The following is a 16,316-nucleotide window of genomic DNA, read 5'->3' as shown; positions in this document are numbered from 1 at the left end:
CAACCTGACTCCAGCTAAATTCGGAAGTATCAGGTTAAAAAAATTCAAACTGTAGTAAGGAGGCTAAGCAATGAGTCAAGGTGGTAATTTAAACCCATTGGTCCCAATGACCGGAGGCGGTCCCATTATCGGCGCAGCAATGCTCCAAGGGTATCCGCTCATGGCAGCAACCATAGGCATTGGAATAGCAGCAATAACAGCCGTTCTTTTATTTGCAAAGAATAAACGGAAGCAACACGATCAAGTATCATAAGCCCATATTTTTACAAAACATCATAAGTGTTTCAAAGAATCAGGAGGAATTATTAACATGTATAAGAAGACAATGAAAAAATGGGGACTTGGCGCTATCACAGGCGTATTGGTTTTAGGAAGCTTAACACCAATTATCCAACCCTACACGACTGTATCAGCAGCAGAAAACACAATCAAACAACTAAAAGCATCTGGTCAAGGTACTATCAGCGATGTTATGTTTGAAGATTTAAACGGAAATTCCGTACAAGATAGCAACGAAACAACAGGCGTAGCCGGCATTAAAGTAGAACTTTACAATGATCAAGGCACACTAGTAAGCACATCTACAACAGGAACAGACGGCAGATATACTTTCTCAAACGTTCCAGACGGCACATACTATTTGCATGTAGATATGTCTACATTACCATCCGATGAAAAACTTTATACAACACAAGGTATCAACGGCGCGGACGGTAACTCAAGCTACTTCACGATTTCTGGTGGCAACACAATCACAGGTTTCCATTTCGGTTTCTACCCACAACAAGGTGCAATCCAAAGCTTTGTTTATAACGATACAAACAAAAATGGACAAAAAGACAGCGGAGAAGCTGGAATTAGCGGCGTTCACATTGCTTTATACAACGAAGCAGGATCAAAAGTAGCCGATGCAACAACTGATAGCTCAGGCGCATATAGCTTCACAGCTGTAAAACCTGGTAAATACTACGCAAAAGCAGATATTCCGTCCGATTATAAATACCAATCAAGCACATACTTTGGTGCTGACGGAACAACAGGTTACTTCTCAGTAGCAAGCGAACAAACGCTTCATAACGAGTTGAACTTAGGTCTAAGCACATTAAACAACTCTGCAGTTAGCGGAACAGTAACAGACGCAGCAACAGGTAACGGACTTGCAAACACACGCGTAGAACTACATGACGTGCAAGGAAACCTAATTGACGCACAACAAACAGACGCAAGTGGTCACTACAACTTCACAGGATTAGCAGCAGGAGACTACTATACAAAAGTAGTAATTCCAAGCGACTATGACTTTGTAAGCAGTAATGGCTTCGGTAGTGATGGAAACAGTAACTACATCCAACTAAACGGTGAAAACACATCATCTAACTACTCGATTGCACTGAAAAAACAAGTAAAAGACAACTCTGCAGTTAGCGGAACAGTAACAGACGCAACAACAAGCAACGGACTTGCAAACATCCGCGTTGAATTACATGACGTACAAGGCAATCTTGTTGACTCACAACAAACAGATGCAAGCGGACATTACAACTTCACAGGTCTAGCAGCAGGAGACTACTATACAAAAGTAGTAATTCCAAACAACTATGACTTTGCAAGCAGTAACGGTTTCGGTAGTGACGGTAACAGTAACTACATCCAATTAAACGGCGAAAACACATCATCTAACTACACGATCGCACTGAAAAAACAAGCAAAAACAACAATCTCAGGCGTTATTAACACACCAAGCGGTCAAGGTGTCAGCGAAAACGTATCACTTTACAACGTAGACGGTACACTTGTTAAGACTGTTGCAACAAACAGCCAAGGTAACTTCAGCTTTGACGGAATTGCAGAAGGTAACTACTATGTGAAAGCGTCCATTCCAGAAGGCTACACATTCGAATCTTCACAAGGTTTCGGTAGCGACGGTAACAGTTTCTACTTGCAAGCTGACGGCACAAGCAACATCTCAAACCTACGCCTAACACTAGCACAAAAAACAGGCCAAATCCGTTCAACAGTCTTCAATGACTTGAACAAAAATGGTACACAAGAAGCAGGCGAAACAGGTGTAGCTGGAGCAACAGTAACACTTTACAGCAACACAGGTGCAGTTGTAGAAACAACAACAACAGACGCTAACGGATTGTACAAATTCGAAACAATTACACCAGGAACTTACTACGTGAAAGTGACACCTCCAACAGGCTATGAAAACCTTGCTAATGCAGCATTTGGTGATGATGGCGTGTCTGGATACATCGCAGTTGAAGCAGAACAAACACGTACAGACATGAACGCATCCGTTGTAGCAACAGTAAATCCAAACGAAGTAAGCGACATGAAGTGGATTAACAACAAAGACGGCTCTAAACCAAGCGTAGGAGACGGCGGAACAATCACTATTGCAAATGATTACTTGGATAGCTACAACAACAAAAATGTGAACGTTCAATTCTTCAACAAAGAAGATCAAGTAGTTTCTACAAAAGGTTGGACTGTAACACTATCTGACCCATCACTACTAACACCGATTACTGGTAACCCTGTATTACTAGCATTCACACACACAGAAAAAACAGGAAGTACATTAGTAACAGTGAAAGACGCAGATGGCAAAGTAGTACGCACATTCACAATCGTTGTCACAGGTCCAGCAACCGTGTTAGCAACAGACATTGATTTGAACACAACAAACATTAACACAACAGTTGGCGCAACAGGCAAAGTAGATGCGACAGTACAACCAACAAATGCAACAAACAAAAACCTAACGTATACACCAGCAGACTCAAGTATTATTTCTGTTGACGCAAACGGCAACTGGACAGCTAAGAAAGCCGGAACAACAACGATTGCAGTGAAGACAACAGACGGATCAAACATCACGAAAACAATCACTGTAACAGTAACCGATCCAAATGCAGTAGCTAATGCGAAATGGATTTACCAAACAGGATTCACACCAGATACGAATCTTGCGAACGGTGACACAATTACTGTACCAAATACGTACAAAGATGGATATAACGAAAATCAAGTAGACGTAGCCTTCTACAACAGTGCAGGTACACTTTTGGATCCTACATCGTATCAAGTGACTCTATCAAATCCTGATTTATTCTCTTCAGTGAAAGCTAGCGCAACTAAAACACATATTGCTTTCACGCACACAGAAAAAACAGGTAGTTCGCTAGTAACAGTGAAAGACGCTGCTGGTAATACAGTACGTACATTCACAATCGTTATTACAGCACCAGCAACGGTGTTAGCAACAGATATCGATTTAGTAACAACGAATATTAACACAACAGTTGGCGCAACAGGAACAATTGGTGCGACAGTAGAACCAACAAACGCAACAAATAAAAACCTAACGTACACACCAGCAGACTCAAGTATCCTCTCTGTAGACGCGAACGGTAACTGGACAGCTAAAAAAGCTGGAACAACAACAGTTCAAGTCAAAACAGCAGACGGTTCCAACATCACGAAAACAGTGAACGTAACAGTAACTGACCCAACCGTGTTAGCAACTGATATTTCACTAGCAGCATCGAGCATCACAGCAGAAGTTAATGACACAGGTAAAGTCGATGCTACAGTACAACCAACAAACGCAACAAACAAAGTATTAACGTACACACCAGCGGACGCAAGCATCATTACAGTAGATGCAAACGGTAACTGGGTAGCGAAGAAATCAGGTAAAACAACAATCACAGTTCGTACAACAGACGGTAGCAATATCAGCAAAATAGTAGATGTAACAGTCAATAAGAGCATGGCTGATCGTATGAAGAGTGCAGACTTAGAATTTGTTCTTGGACGTAATGCTCCAAGCTCAACAAAAGCTTATGTGTACCCTCATTCAGCAGATGTTCCAGCTGGAGTAACTTATCGAGTAGAGTCAGATACTAATCCAGCAAGTACTATACAAGTAGGAACATCTAATGGCGTATATCACCAAGAGATTGAAAGTAGTCTTTCACTCGGTGCTTGGAGCGCAGCAGGTAATGGACCTAATGTTAGGCTAATTGCGACTTATCAAGGTGTAGACTATCTAGTAACAGAAGGTAGTAGTACGAATTACTTGAAAGCAAACTATACTAAACACGTTTTTACAGACTGATACAAGTATCTAGGTAACTAAAACAAGTTAGAAGCTGTGGCCTTACCCCCACATTCGGCATCACGCGTGCCACAGCTTTCTTATAAATTGTAGCAAGGAGGAAAGACGTGCTGAAAAAAAGCTTACTCGGAATCGCATTATGGATTCCGGCACTAATTATGATTGTCTTACTGGTTAGTACGGCCATTTTATTACCACGACCACCTGATGATAGCTTGTATGCTATTTGGATATTGTTAACAATTGGCGCAGGTATTTGCCTAGTTCTATTCTTAAGCATTTGGGGCTTCACAAAACTATACCAGTGGAAGAAAAGTTATTTCTATCTAGCACTTGGTTCTTTAATTATAATCCCTAGAATCATTTGGATTATCTGGATACCAACACATGCTGTTTCTGATTTCTATTACTATCAAGTAATCGCAAGTTACATCGCAGATAACAACAATTGGACAACACTATACAATCAAGGCATTTTATTTTATGCTCCGTACTTTACACATATACTTAATTTTTCCAACATATTATCTATTGTTTACAATATTTTTGGAAATAACTATCTGGTTGGGCAACTGTTTAACAGTGTTTTGACATTAGCAGGAACATTTCTACTTTTTAAAGTCGTTAAAAATTGGTTTCCGCTTGGTGTTGCCGTAGGTAGTAGTTTGATTTTCGCATTATGGCCGGCGTATTTTATGTACAGCACTTTACTTGCGACAGAGCCATTATTTATTTTCCTATTTGTTTTAGCGCTTTTCTTTTATCAACAAGTTGAGCAAAGAGCGCCGAGCTTTATCTGGTCGTTGCTACTTGTACTCACACTAATAGGATTGAACATGATTCGTCCACTCGCTGTGGTTATACTGATTGCCTTTGTGATAACTTCTTTCTTACTTCGACCGAACCGCAAAGAAACGCTAAAAAGATATGCCATAGTGGTAGCTTTGTTTCTTATTTTCCTCGCTGGACAATCAACGATCAATAAATTGGTATACCACATCCCGACTGCAAATAGCACGGTAGGTTACAACGTGTTTGTAGGAGCGAATGAAAAAACTGGCGGACAGTGGAACGAAGCGGATACGAAGACATTCTGGAAATTATACAACGACAATAAAACAAATACAGCAAAAGTGGACAGCACCTTGATGCAAAAAGGTTTAGATCGCTATAAAACAATGGCCGAAGATGGCAAATTAACAGACCATGTCATCGCGAAAATGAAAAATTATAGTAATGAAGGCTATGGTTATGATTGGAATATATATAGTGATGCGCCATATATTTGGTACCATTCTGCTATCATTTTGACTATTTGTAACGTGTTTATGTACATCATGTTGGGGCTTAATTTTCTAGCAGTTGTGTTGGCACTATATTTGAGAAGGATTGCGGATATTTATTTATTCGTGTTACTACAAATTGGTTTCACGGTAGCTACGCTTCTTGTAGAAGTACAAGGTAGATATCACGTGCCTTTACTAATCGGCTATGTCGTAATCGCTGCTTGGGGATGCTGGCAAGTGTACCGACTCGTGTTGGGAAAGACCAAGAAGAAACCAAAAAAAGAAACACCGATGAGTGGAGAAGACATGGGGCTTGAGCTTTGGAATGAAACAAAGGAGCCGTCTCAATAAAAAAGGAATTCATTATATGGAGTGGACGATGATTATGAACAATAAAAGACCGCGGCTAGAAGAAGTCGCATACGCACATGTTTTGAAAAGTATTAAAGAAAATCGACTGAAGATGGGCGATTTTGTGAGTCAACAAGATTTGGCGCAAGAACTTAATATGAGTAGGACGCCAATACGAGCTGCCATTACGAAATTAAGTGGTGAAGGTTACATTCGAATGTTGCCATATCACGGCGCGTTTGTTGCCTTTTATAAAGAACAGTCTGTCGAAGGGCGGGTCCGCGAATGAGAAAAAGAATCATTGCGGCTTTGTGTGTCATGGTACTTTTGGTGGGCGCTATTATTGTTTTTGACTATGTTAATGCGAACTCAGAAACGTTGCCACAAGGTAATCAAGAAAAAGAAATTGCGACGATTCCGAAGAAAACAGCAAAAGCCGCTGAAAAAAGTATCGCGCCAGTACAAATCATTTTCCGCCAAGGGACGAAAACGCAAATTGAAAACCCAGTACGTCCAGTAGGAACGGATAAAGAAGGACGAATGGAAGTACCCGATGGAATTGACGCCGTATATTGGTACAAGTATGGCCCGTCGCCAGGTGATAAAGGCAATGCTATTATTGCAGGTCACCGAGATTGGGGCGGTGAGCTAGGTTTGTTTAAGTATTTGGAAGACATATCGGTCGGTGAAAAAGTCTCCATTGTGTATGCCGATAATGAAAAGAAAACCTTCGAAGTCAAATCCAAAAAATCTTATGCATTCAAAGATTTTCCACAAGAATTAATGGATACGACAAAAGGCAATAAAGTCACGCTCATCTCATGCACAGGCTCATTTGATCGCTCACAAGACGGCTATCAAAATCGCGAGGTTGTCATACTACAACCAGTGAAAAAGTAGGAGCGTCATAAAGAACATGGAGGAGAAAATATATGAATGCGTTATTAACAATTATGGCTGGGGTGAGTGTCTGTCTCATATTTATCTATTTTTCGTATACGAGCTTAATTTTACTACTCCCACCATTTGCAGGAAATAAGAATAGAGTGAGCGAAGATGACGATAGCGAGCTGGAATACGTATTCTTGATACCTTGTTTAAACGAAGAGGTCGTTATTGAAAAAACAATTCGCTCGATTTTATCGCTAGCCTATACGAAAAAAATGGTAATTGTAGTAGATGATGATTCTTCTGATAATACAGTGGCCATCGTTCGCCGAATGAACCTCCCTAATGTTCGGGTTATTGAACGCAAAAAACCAAATGCTCAATTAGGAAAAGGTGAGTCGCTGAATTACGCCTATACAAAAATAACAAAGGCAGCACGCCGTTTAAATAAGAACCCGAACAATTTGATTCTTACAGTTATCGATGGTGACGGTCGCCCGAGTGATAATTTGTTAACGGAAGCCAATCGTGTATTTCGTGACACGGCAGTTGGCGCAGCGCAGGCTCGGATTCGGATTACCAACCGCAGAAGCATTTTACCGATGATGCAAGATATTGAGTTCTACTCGACAGTTGCAGCCATTCAAAATAGCCGAGAATACACCGAAAGTGTTGGATTGGGCGGGAACGGTCAGTTCACACGATTAAGCGCGTTAATCGAACTAGGCATTACCCCATGGTCGAAATGTTTATTAGAAGATTTTGACTTAGGATTATCAATTTTGCTGAAAGGTTGGAAAAGTAAATATATTGGTGAGGCGGTCGTTTACCAACAAGGTTTAACATCTGTTAAGAAATTCATTCGGCAGCGCGCACGATGGGTGCAAGGAAACATTCAATCGATTAAGCGACTGCGAGAAGTTAGAAAATCAGATACGCTCAGCAGTGCCTCTAAGTTAGATATTTATTATTTTCTAGCGCAGCCTTGGATTAATCTACTCGGAAGTATCATCATGATCATTTCTTGGGCGTTAATGCTCATTTTCTTCCGCTCCGTTGACTGGGGCGCAGGATTTTCGAACACAGTTCAAGATTGGGGAGCTCTGCTAGTCATTGTCGGTTTGATTTTTGGACCGGGCTTGGTTTGGTGCATTTATCATTACGAACTTGGCCGCAAAGACAAGGACGGCATTTCCTTTTTACATTGCATGGGCGCAGGGCTTTTCATGCCAATTTATAATTTATTAGCGATCCCAAGTATTTGGATTGCATTTTGGAGACAATCAACAAAAAAAGAAGCATGGGCGAAAACAGAACGTGTCGCCGAATAATAATAAAAGTGAGGTTTTATTTATGATTAAAAAAAGCATTTCCGTATCTCTTTTAGCAGTAGCAACAAGTAGTTTATTAGTATTAGGAGCTTGCGGCACAACGGATTCATCGAGCAGCGACAAGAAAACCGATGATACTAAAACAACGCAGACAACAAAAGAAACAACAACAAAAACCGACGAAAAAGCATTGCTTGACTGGTCATATTCTGGCAGCACAGGCCCATCAGACTGGGGTTCTATCAAGCCAGCATACAAAATCAGCGACACAGGCAAGAAACAATCACCAATCAACATCGAAACAAAAGATGCAAAAGTAGACAAGGCAAAAGTAACGCTAGGCTATAAATACCAACCAACGATGTTTAAAGTGACACGCAAAGACAAGACAGTCCAAGCAGTAGCCCAAGCGGCAAAAGGCAGAGCAGACAGCAAAGTCACCATCGCAAACAAAGACTACACATTAAAAGAAATCAACATCCATACACCAAGCGAGCATCAATTGGACGGCAAAGATTACGCGGCGGAACTGCAATTAAAACACGTTTCAGCAGATAACAAAACGGCCATTATTAGCGTTTTTGTCAAACAAGGCGATAAAAACCAAGCCATTGGCGACATGACAAGCGTTATCGCGAAATCAGAAAACGGTTCAACAACAGCGATGAAACAAGCAGTCAGCACACTCGGACTAATCCCTGAGGACAGCACAGTATTCACATACGACGGTTCACTAACAACACCAGCAACAACAGAGGGCGTGACTTGGTACGTGTACGAAAAACCAATCACAATGTCCAAAGAACAATTAAGCGATCTGACAAAACAACTAAGCGATAACAACCGCCCCGTACAAAAACTAAACGATCGCCAAGTAACAAGTAACTAAAAAAGCAAATGGAGCTTCCAGTATGAAAAAAATAATGATGGTATTTGATACGCCCGAAGAAGCCATGAGAATATGTCCTGTTATTCAAAAACTAAAACAAATGGAATACAAGCCAGTCGTTCTTATCCCTAAGCAGGTTGAGACGGCTGGAATAATGGAGCAAGTTTTGGCGTTATTTGAAGTAGAACCAACACACATATTGAGCGTTGATTTGGAGCCACAAACATTAAATCAGCTGACGGCCTATGCCTTAAATGAGTTAGCAAGAATTGTAAAACATGAAAAGATTGATACAACATTCGTGTGTGGCAGTACGAAAATCGCTTTTATCGCGGCGCTCGCATCGTATTACAACGGTGTACCCGTGACCCAAGCCCAAACTGGCGAGGGCGAAGAAGCAGCCGCCTTCTTAGGAAAAAGCACAGAAGCCTTAATGGCACCATTAGTAACAAATCATGTCGTTCTGGGTTTAGAAACAGCGCTAGAAAAAGCGGCGGATCAGTACGTTCACAGCATGCCAATCGACAACTACGACACACAAAAAATCATCTTGTTTGACTACCAAGGCAAATCCAATCAGCGCCAAATACTCGAAAAAAGCTTCCAAGCAATCAAGCAAATTACCGATATATACAAAGAAGTCATTTTTATCATACCGATTAAATTAACCACCCTAGTAATGGAGTTAGCAAACAAAATTCTCAAAGGGCAAAAACAAGTTTATTTTGTAAAGCCGCTTAACGTTTTAGAATATCAGAGTTTCATGACCCGCGCGTGGCTGGTAATGACAGATCATTACAATAGCCTAGAAATGGCGCAGATTCTACAACTTCCAGTATTAATCATGGAAGGCCCGCGCAACAAGAACAGCCACGACAATTATGGAGTGGGAACCGTTATCCGGTTTTCCAAAGTACAGATTACCGAGTGGATAGAACGGCTGCTTGTGGACAGTGGCTTTTACGAAGAAATCGCCAGACGTCCATCACCGAACAAAAAAATACAGACGATAGAAGAGATGATTGAATCGTTCGTTCAAAAATAGCTAGGAGGAGAGAGGATGTATCACGATTGGCCAGAATTGACCTTTTCAGAGAAACAAGAAATTGAATTTCATTGCACGAATCACTTTTTTATTATTAGAAAAGGAGTTATTGCGATGGAAAGTAAGACGGGAAGCGTCGTAGATTATTTAACGGTAGGAGAGCTTATCGTGACTAATTTAGTAGATGCAGATATTACTTTTTTTGCAAAAACAGAAGTCAAGTTGGAGAAGCGGGGACTCAGCGCCTCAAGCGTCGAAAACTCTGCCAATATGTATAACAAACTGTTGATCGAACGGTTAGATGAATACAAATATGGCGCTCCAGCGAGATTAGGACTTTGCTTGAAGCGACTAGCTACCAAATTTGGAACACCGATAGATAGAGGCATTCAGATTGCTCCAGCCTTTACACAATATGATTTAGCGAATTATTGCAATTTAAAACGAGAATACGTATCGCTATTATTACGAAAATTAGTAGAAGCAGGCATTATTCGTATTAGACCAAAGCCATGGTTAGTTTTAAATATGGAGAAATTAGACGATTATATAGCACGAAACGGTGTCTAATTCACACAAGGAGTATCTCAAATGAAACAAATTTGTATTTTAATACCTGCATATAATGAACAAGAAGCATTGCCATATCTCTATGAACGCTTAAAGCGAATAGCAGATCAGTTAACAAATTATAGTTTTTCATTCTTGTTTGTGAACGATGGGAGTACAGATGGAACCTTAGCTATCATTCATAATTTACAACGGCAGGATAGACGTGTATGTTTTGTCAATTTGTCGCGGAATTATGGAAAAGAAATTGCCATGGTTGCTGGGTTTGACCATGCTTCTGGGGATGCGGCGATATTGCTAGACGCCGATCTGCAAGACCCGCCTGAACTCATCGCGCAGATGTTGGAATATTGGGAAGAAGGCTACGAGGATGTCTATGCCAAGCGAACTTCGCGTAAAGGAGAAACTTGGTTTAAGAAATGGTCTTCTAAAAAATACTATGAAGTACTTCAAAAAATATCCACGATTAATATTCCGAAAGACACCGGTGATTTTCGTTTGCTAGATAGAAAATGCGTCGAGGCACTAAAAGAAATGCGTGAATCACAACGCTACACCAAAGGTTTATTTAGCTTTGTGGGCTTCAAGAAAAAAGAAATTTTGTTTGAACGTGATGCTCGCATTGCTGGGTCTACCAAGTGGAATTACACAAAACTGTTTCAGCTAGCCATTGATGGCATCACTTCTTTTTCTGTGGCTCCGTTGCGATTAGCGGCGCTTGCTGGATCTGCTATTTTGGTTATTTGTGTTTTGATGCTAGTTTTCTTTTTCATTGAAAGTGTGTTTCTAGGTAGGACACCGACTGGAGCCGCAGGAATTATTACGGTCATCTTGTTTTTAGGTGGGATTCAATTGGTCAGCATTGGCTTATTGGGTGAGTATATTGGACGTATTTTTATGGAGACGAAAAATCGACCGCTTTATTTTGTGGAGTCTCAGACCGATAGTTTTGCTTACCAAGATAAATCAAGAAGAATTGGATAAGGAGTGGTAGTTATGGACATCATGGAACATTTTTTACAGACAGAATTGCAAAATCAAGTCGCGTATACGGAGATGTTACAGTTCGTCGCCTCACTCTACATTCGGAGTGGCGAATATGAAGGTGAAGAATATGTGATTCGTAAGCTGGATCATCTTAATTTTATCATTGCTAGAGAGTATGTGGGATTAGACGGGGAGCGGGAAATTAGCAGACCGGTTGTTATTGATCGGCAAGCTCTCGTCGCCAAAATAAATAAGCACGTTCGAGCTCGTGGAATTGCGCTGATAAATGTGTGCGTGTGAGCTGTGCCACAACGTACGATTCCTGTCACGCTACTCCAGCATTTGGCGAAAGAAAATACATTACTGCACGAATTGGAAAAACGATTCATACAAGAAATAGACGTGCTAGATGAACGCGAACTTAGAGAAGTCATAGGCATGTTTCATCGGCACGGCTATATTTTTCTAGTATATACAAACAAAGACGTTATTTGTTGCATCACGACGAAAGGCCGCAAGTTAGCGCATCTTTCGCGGAAGCATTGAATAGATAGGCAAAATAGAAAAAATGGAGGGTTTACTAATGAATAAAAACATCGTCAAAATTGCAGCAGGAACCATGATCGCATCAGCCATTCTTGCTGGAAACACAGAACTACCGTACAACGTGATGAAAGATCCGGTGGCGCATGCTGCAACGACTAACGTACACGGCGTTCCAAAAGAACCGATTTCGGTAATTAGTCTTCAAAATGGTAGCTTCGAACAACCAGCAGTCGTTTACGGAGGTTGGAATACTTTCGATCAATCGCAAGTTCCGGGTTGGCAAACGACAGCATCCGACGGCTTAATCGAAATTCAGAACCATAACGAGAACCGGGACGCGGCGGACGGCGAGCAATATGCCGAGCTAAACGCATACGAAGCATCTGCTTTGTACCAAGACATCGCGACCACACCAGGCGCAAAAGTAAGATGGCAAGTTTCCCATCGCGGCAGACACACGACGGATACGGCAACTGTTGAATTTGGCTCCCCAGGCAATTTGAAGCTCATCGATACGATGACAACATCCGTAGACGCTTGGAAAACTTACTCAGGAACCTATACAATTCCGGCAGGACAAACGACAACGCGATTCCAATTTGAAGCAGTCGGCGGAGACCCAAGAAACGGTAACCTGCTAGACAATATTGTTTTCGCAACACAATCTTTCATCACTGTAGCTGGCAACGTCGACAAAACATCTGTGAAAAAAGACAAAACAGCGACGTATTCTTTTGACGCTAAAAATGAAGGCGGAATGGCATCGCAAAACACGACATTGACCATCCCAATCCCGCAAGAAGTCACGCTAGATTCACCGAATGTTAAGGTAGACGGCGTTTCTGTAGCAGGTTCATATGACAGCAACACCCGCATTTTGTCTATTCCACTCGGAAGCATCACCAAAGACGCAACTAAACACGTTACATTTGATGTGAAAGGCGCAGTCGTAGCAAACAACGTTACAACGCAAGCGACTGTTACCCATCAAGATTTAGGTTTTACAGATGAAGATTACACGAACTACTCCAACGATGTCACTTTAAGTGTACTTGCGAACAATGCGCCAACAATCACAGCAACCGACCACACGTTGAAACAAGGTGGTACATTTAATCCGCTAGCCGATGTGAGCGCTACTGACCCAGAAGACGGCAACCTAACAAGCAGCGTGAAAATCACGGCAAACGATGTCGACACAACGAAAGCAGGCGTTTACCACGTCACATATAGCGTAACCGACAGCGATGGTAATGTAACGACAAAACAAGTGACGGTAACAGTAGTCAGCAATGATTTTCCGACAATCGAAGCAACCGACCATACGTTGAAAAAAGGTGCTACATTTGACCCGTTAGCCGACGTGAGTGCTACAGATAAAGAAGATGGCGACCTGACAAAAGACATTAAGGTTACTGCCAACGATATCGACACAAGCAAAGAAGGAACGTACCACGTGACTTACACCGTGACAGATAGCGACAACAATACAACGACAAAAACAATCACAGTAACGGTAACAAGCAATGAAGTACCGACGATTGAAGCAACCGACCACACGTTGAAAAAGGGCGATACATTCAATCCACTAGCCGACGTGAGCGCAGCAGATAAAGAAGACGGCGACATGACAAAAGACATCAAGATTACTGCTAATGACGTCGACACAAGCAAAGAAGGAACGTATCACGTGACCTACGCCGTGACAGATAGCGACGACCATACAACAACAAAAACAATTACGGTAACCGTGTTAAGCAATGACGCTCCAACAATTGAAGCAACCGACCACAGCTTGAAAAAAGGTACCACATTCGATCCGCTAGCCGACGTGAGCGCAGCAGATAAAGAAGACGGCGACCTAACAAAAGACGTCAAAATCACTGCCAATGACGTCGACACAACGAAAGAAGGCACGTACCATGTAAGCTACGCCGTGACAGATAGCGATAAAAACACAACGACAAAAACAATCACGGTAACAGTAACAAGCAATGACGCCCCAACAATCGAAGCAACCGACCACACATTGAAAAAAGGCGGCACATTCGATTTGCTAGCCGACGTGAGCGCAGCAGATAAAGAAGACGGCGACGTGACAAAAGAAATCAAAGTCACTTCAAGCGACGTCGACACAACGAAAGAAGGCACGTACCATGTAAGTTACGCCGTGACAGACAGCGACAACAATACGACAACAAAAACAATCACGGTAACAGTAACAAGTAACGATGCCCCAACAATCGAAGCAACCGACCACACACTGAAAAAAGGCGGCAAATTTGACGCGCTAACCGATGTGAGTGCAGCAGACAAAGAAGATGGTGACCTAACAAAAGACATTCAAGTCACTGCCAATGATGTCGATACAACCAAAGAAGGAACATACCACGTGACCTATGCCGTAACAGACAGCGATGGCAATACAACAGCAGAAACAATCACAGTAACGGTAACGAGTAATGATGCCCCAGAAATTTTTGCAAATGACCGTACGTTCAAAAAAGGTGGGACATTCGATCCGCTAGCCGACGTGAGTGCAACAGATAAAGAAGACGGCGACGTTACAACAACTGTGAAAGTGACTGAAAACAATGTCGAGCCTGACAAAGAAGGCGTCTATTCCGTGACATACGAAGTAACAGATAGCGACAACAACACGACGACGAAAAAAATCGCTGTAACCGTGACGAGTAATGACGTTCCAGAAATCACAGCCGAAGATCATACCGTGAAACGCGGCAAAGATTTCGACCCACTTCAAGACATAAAAGCGACCGACAGAGAAGATGGAGATGTTACGGATGCAATCAAAGTAACAGAAAGTGACGTGGACACAAGTAAAGAAGGCATTTACCACGTGACCTACAGCATCACCGACAGCGACGCCAATACTGTTTTCAAAACAATTACAGTGACCGTGACAAGCAACGAAGCACCAGCCATCACAGCAACGGACCACACAATCAAAAAAGGCGCCAAATTCGACCCAATGGCAGAAGTTAGCGCAGCAGACCAAGAAGACGGCGACCTAACAAAGAGCATCAAAATCAAATCCAACGATGTCGATACAGCCAAAGAGGGCGTCTACCACATCGAATACGAAGTAACAGACAGCGATGACAACACAACAACTAAAACAATAACCGTGACGGTAACAAGCAACGACAAACCAACCATAGAAGCAACCGATCACACAATCAAAAAAGGCGGCAAATTTGATCCACTAGCAGAAGTTACCGCAACAGATTTTGAAGACGGCGACCTGACAAAAGCCATTAAAATCATTCACAACACAGTAGATATCAGCAAAGAAGGCACATATCAAGTCACCTACGAAGTAACAGATAGCGACGGCAACAAAACGGAAAAGACAATCCAAGTGACCGTTACATCCAATGAAAAACCAGAAATAGAAGCAACCGACCAAGTCGTGACTGCAGGAGACAAATTCAACCCATTGGATATCGTAACAAGCGAGGACAAAGAAGATGGCAACATCACAAACAAAATTGAAGTCATCAAAAACAACGTAGACACATCAAAACCAGGCGTCTACCAAGTAACATATCGCGTAACAGACAGTGACGGCAACCAAACAGAAAAAACAATTTCCGTTACCGTTCTTCCAGTAGCTGCAACACCAGTTCACCCAACAAGTCCACCAGTTAAGCCAGTAGTTGAAATTGCGAGCACAATCACTCCAGATCAACCACAACCAAGCCAAACGGTGGCAGAACTACCAACAACCGGAGACCAATCAAACAAAGGCGCAGTAGCCCTAGGTAGTGGCCTTATCGCACTCGCCTACCTATTATTCAGACGCAAAAAATAACGCCAAAGAGAGCGCATCACTCTATTTTCGGGTGATGCGCTTTTTCTACATACATTAATATTTGAATAAAAAGGAAATATTTGATAGAATGCGTTTGTGCAAGAAAATGAATTTTATATTACATTTTTATTCATGGGATATTTTATCAATAAAACAAAAATGAATATAAAGTAATAAATATTAATTAAATGAATTGAGCGCTACAGAACTGGAGGCTTATTTAAAAACAATAAGTTAATATTCTTAACTAACCCGATTCTCCTTCACTAAAAACATACATATCCTTAAAAAAATAAAACAAAAAACAATCAAAAAAAAGCAACGTAAAAGCGAGAAAGAAAAAATGTGTTCCAAATTTGAAAAAAAACGTGATATTTCTTTGTGAAAAAAACCTAACCGCTATATAACGCGATTTAAAGTGCTGATTTTATATAAAAAATGTAATATTTTTTAGTATAT

At 41.6% G+C, this 16,316-nt stretch carries 13 protein-coding genes; all 13 read left to right on the top strand.

From position 1 onward, the window contains the following. Positions 1 to 70: 70 nt before the first annotated feature. Positions 71 to 253 carry a hypothetical protein gene (locus tag EP57_RS04885; RefSeq protein WP_036084700.1) on the top strand — a complete coding sequence of 61 codons (183 nt, stop codon included), beginning with the start codon at positions 71 to 73 and terminating at the stop codon, positions 251 to 253. Between the two features lie 57 nt (positions 254 to 310). Beyond that, complete coding sequence (locus EP57_RS16430) at positions 311 to 4,129, top strand: SdrD B-like domain-containing protein (RefSeq protein WP_052167562.1); 3,819 nt, start codon at positions 311 to 313, stop codon at positions 4,127 to 4,129. Positions 4,130 to 4,236: 107 nt separating this feature from the next. Further along, complete coding sequence (locus tag EP57_RS04875) at positions 4,237 to 5,766, top strand: ArnT family glycosyltransferase (protein ID WP_036084699.1); 1,530 nt, start codon at positions 4,237 to 4,239, stop codon at positions 5,764 to 5,766. Between the two features lie 34 nt (positions 5,767 to 5,800). Further along, positions 5,801 to 6,055, top strand: a complete 255-nt coding sequence (locus EP57_RS04870; protein ID WP_159106417.1) for a GntR family transcriptional regulator — start codon at positions 5,801 to 5,803, stop codon at positions 6,053 to 6,055. Then, positions 6,052 to 6,666 carry a class F sortase gene (locus EP57_RS16425; protein ID WP_052167561.1) on the top strand — a complete coding sequence of 205 codons (615 nt, stop codon included), beginning with the start codon at positions 6,052 to 6,054 and terminating at the stop codon, positions 6,664 to 6,666. Before EP57_RS04870 ends, EP57_RS16425 begins: the two co-directional genes overlap by 4 nt. Before the next feature lie 32 nt (positions 6,667 to 6,698). Then, on the top strand, positions 6,699 to 7,985 hold the full coding sequence (locus EP57_RS04860; RefSeq protein WP_052167560.1) for a glycosyltransferase family 2 protein: 1,287 nt from the start codon (positions 6,699 to 6,701) through the stop codon (positions 7,983 to 7,985). A gap of 22 nt (positions 7,986 to 8,007) precedes the next feature. Then, positions 8,008 to 8,874, top strand: a complete 867-nt coding sequence (locus EP57_RS04855; RefSeq protein ID WP_036084697.1) for a carbonic anhydrase — start codon at positions 8,008 to 8,010, stop codon at positions 8,872 to 8,874. A 22-nt stretch (positions 8,875 to 8,896) separates the two neighbouring features. Beyond that, positions 8,897 to 9,919: a UDP-N-acetylglucosamine 2-epimerase gene (locus tag EP57_RS04850; RefSeq protein ID WP_036084695.1), complete on the top strand. Its 1,023-nt coding sequence runs from the start codon at positions 8,897 to 8,899 to the stop codon at positions 9,917 to 9,919. A 15-nt stretch (positions 9,920 to 9,934) separates the two neighbouring features. Further along, on the top strand, positions 9,935 to 10,489 hold the full coding sequence (locus tag EP57_RS04845) for a helix-turn-helix domain-containing protein (RefSeq protein ID WP_036084694.1): 555 nt from the start codon (positions 9,935 to 9,937) through the stop codon (positions 10,487 to 10,489). Between the two features lie 21 nt (positions 10,490 to 10,510). Then, positions 10,511 to 11,473, top strand: coding sequence for a glycosyltransferase family 2 protein (locus EP57_RS04840; protein WP_036084692.1), 963 nt, complete (start codon positions 10,511 to 10,513; stop codon positions 11,471 to 11,473). 12 nt (positions 11,474 to 11,485) lie between these two features. Beyond that, on the top strand, positions 11,486 to 11,776 hold the full coding sequence (locus tag EP57_RS04835) for a hypothetical protein (protein WP_036084690.1): 291 nt from the start codon (positions 11,486 to 11,488) through the stop codon (positions 11,774 to 11,776). 3 nt (positions 11,777 to 11,779) lie between these two features. After that, entirely contained in the window at positions 11,780 to 12,022 is a 243-nt protein-coding gene (locus EP57_RS04830; RefSeq protein ID WP_036084689.1) for a hypothetical protein, read from the top strand. Between the two features lie 37 nt (positions 12,023 to 12,059). Next, a complete protein-coding gene (locus tag EP57_RS16420; protein WP_052167559.1) occupies positions 12,060 to 15,857 on the top strand; it encodes an immunoglobulin-like domain-containing protein in 3,798 nt (1,265 codons plus the stop codon). Positions 15,858 to 16,316: the final 459 nt, after the last annotated feature.

This window comes from Listeria booriae (genome assembly GCF_000766865.1).
GTDB lineage: Bacteria > Bacillota > Bacilli > Lactobacillales > Listeriaceae > Listeria_A > Listeria_A booriae.
This window is presented reverse-complemented; position numbering and strand designations above follow the sequence as displayed.

Excerpts from the sequence above, each read along its gene's own strand:
- EP57_RS04845 (WP_036084694.1), top strand. The coding sequence starts at position 9,935 with ATGTATCACGATTGGCCAGAATTGACCTTTTCAGAGAAACAAGAAATT.
- EP57_RS16420 (WP_052167559.1), top strand. The coding sequence starts at position 12,060 with ATGAATAAAAACATCGTCAAAATTGCAGCAGGAACCATGATCGCATCA.
- EP57_RS04870 (WP_159106417.1), top strand. The coding sequence starts at position 5,801 with ATGAACAATAAAAGACCGCGGCTAGAAGAAGTCGCATACGCACATGTT.
- EP57_RS04840 (WP_036084692.1), top strand. The coding sequence starts at position 10,511 with ATGAAACAAATTTGTATTTTAATACCTGCATATAATGAACAAGAAGCA.
- EP57_RS16430 (WP_052167562.1), top strand. The coding sequence starts at position 311 with ATGTATAAGAAGACAATGAAAAAATGGGGACTTGGCGCTATCACAGGC.
- EP57_RS04835 (WP_036084690.1), top strand. The coding sequence starts at position 11,486 with ATGGACATCATGGAACATTTTTTACAGACAGAATTGCAAAATCAAGTC.
- EP57_RS04855 (WP_036084697.1), top strand. The coding sequence starts at position 8,008 with ATGATTAAAAAAAGCATTTCCGTATCTCTTTTAGCAGTAGCAACAAGT.
- EP57_RS04885 (WP_036084700.1), top strand. The coding sequence starts at position 71 with ATGAGTCAAGGTGGTAATTTAAACCCATTGGTCCCAATGACCGGAGGC.
- EP57_RS16425 (WP_052167561.1), top strand. The coding sequence starts at position 6,052 with ATGAGAAAAAGAATCATTGCGGCTTTGTGTGTCATGGTACTTTTGGTG.
- EP57_RS04850 (WP_036084695.1), top strand. The coding sequence starts at position 8,897 with ATGAAAAAAATAATGATGGTATTTGATACGCCCGAAGAAGCCATGAGA.
- EP57_RS04860 (WP_052167560.1), top strand. The coding sequence starts at position 6,699 with ATGAATGCGTTATTAACAATTATGGCTGGGGTGAGTGTCTGTCTCATA.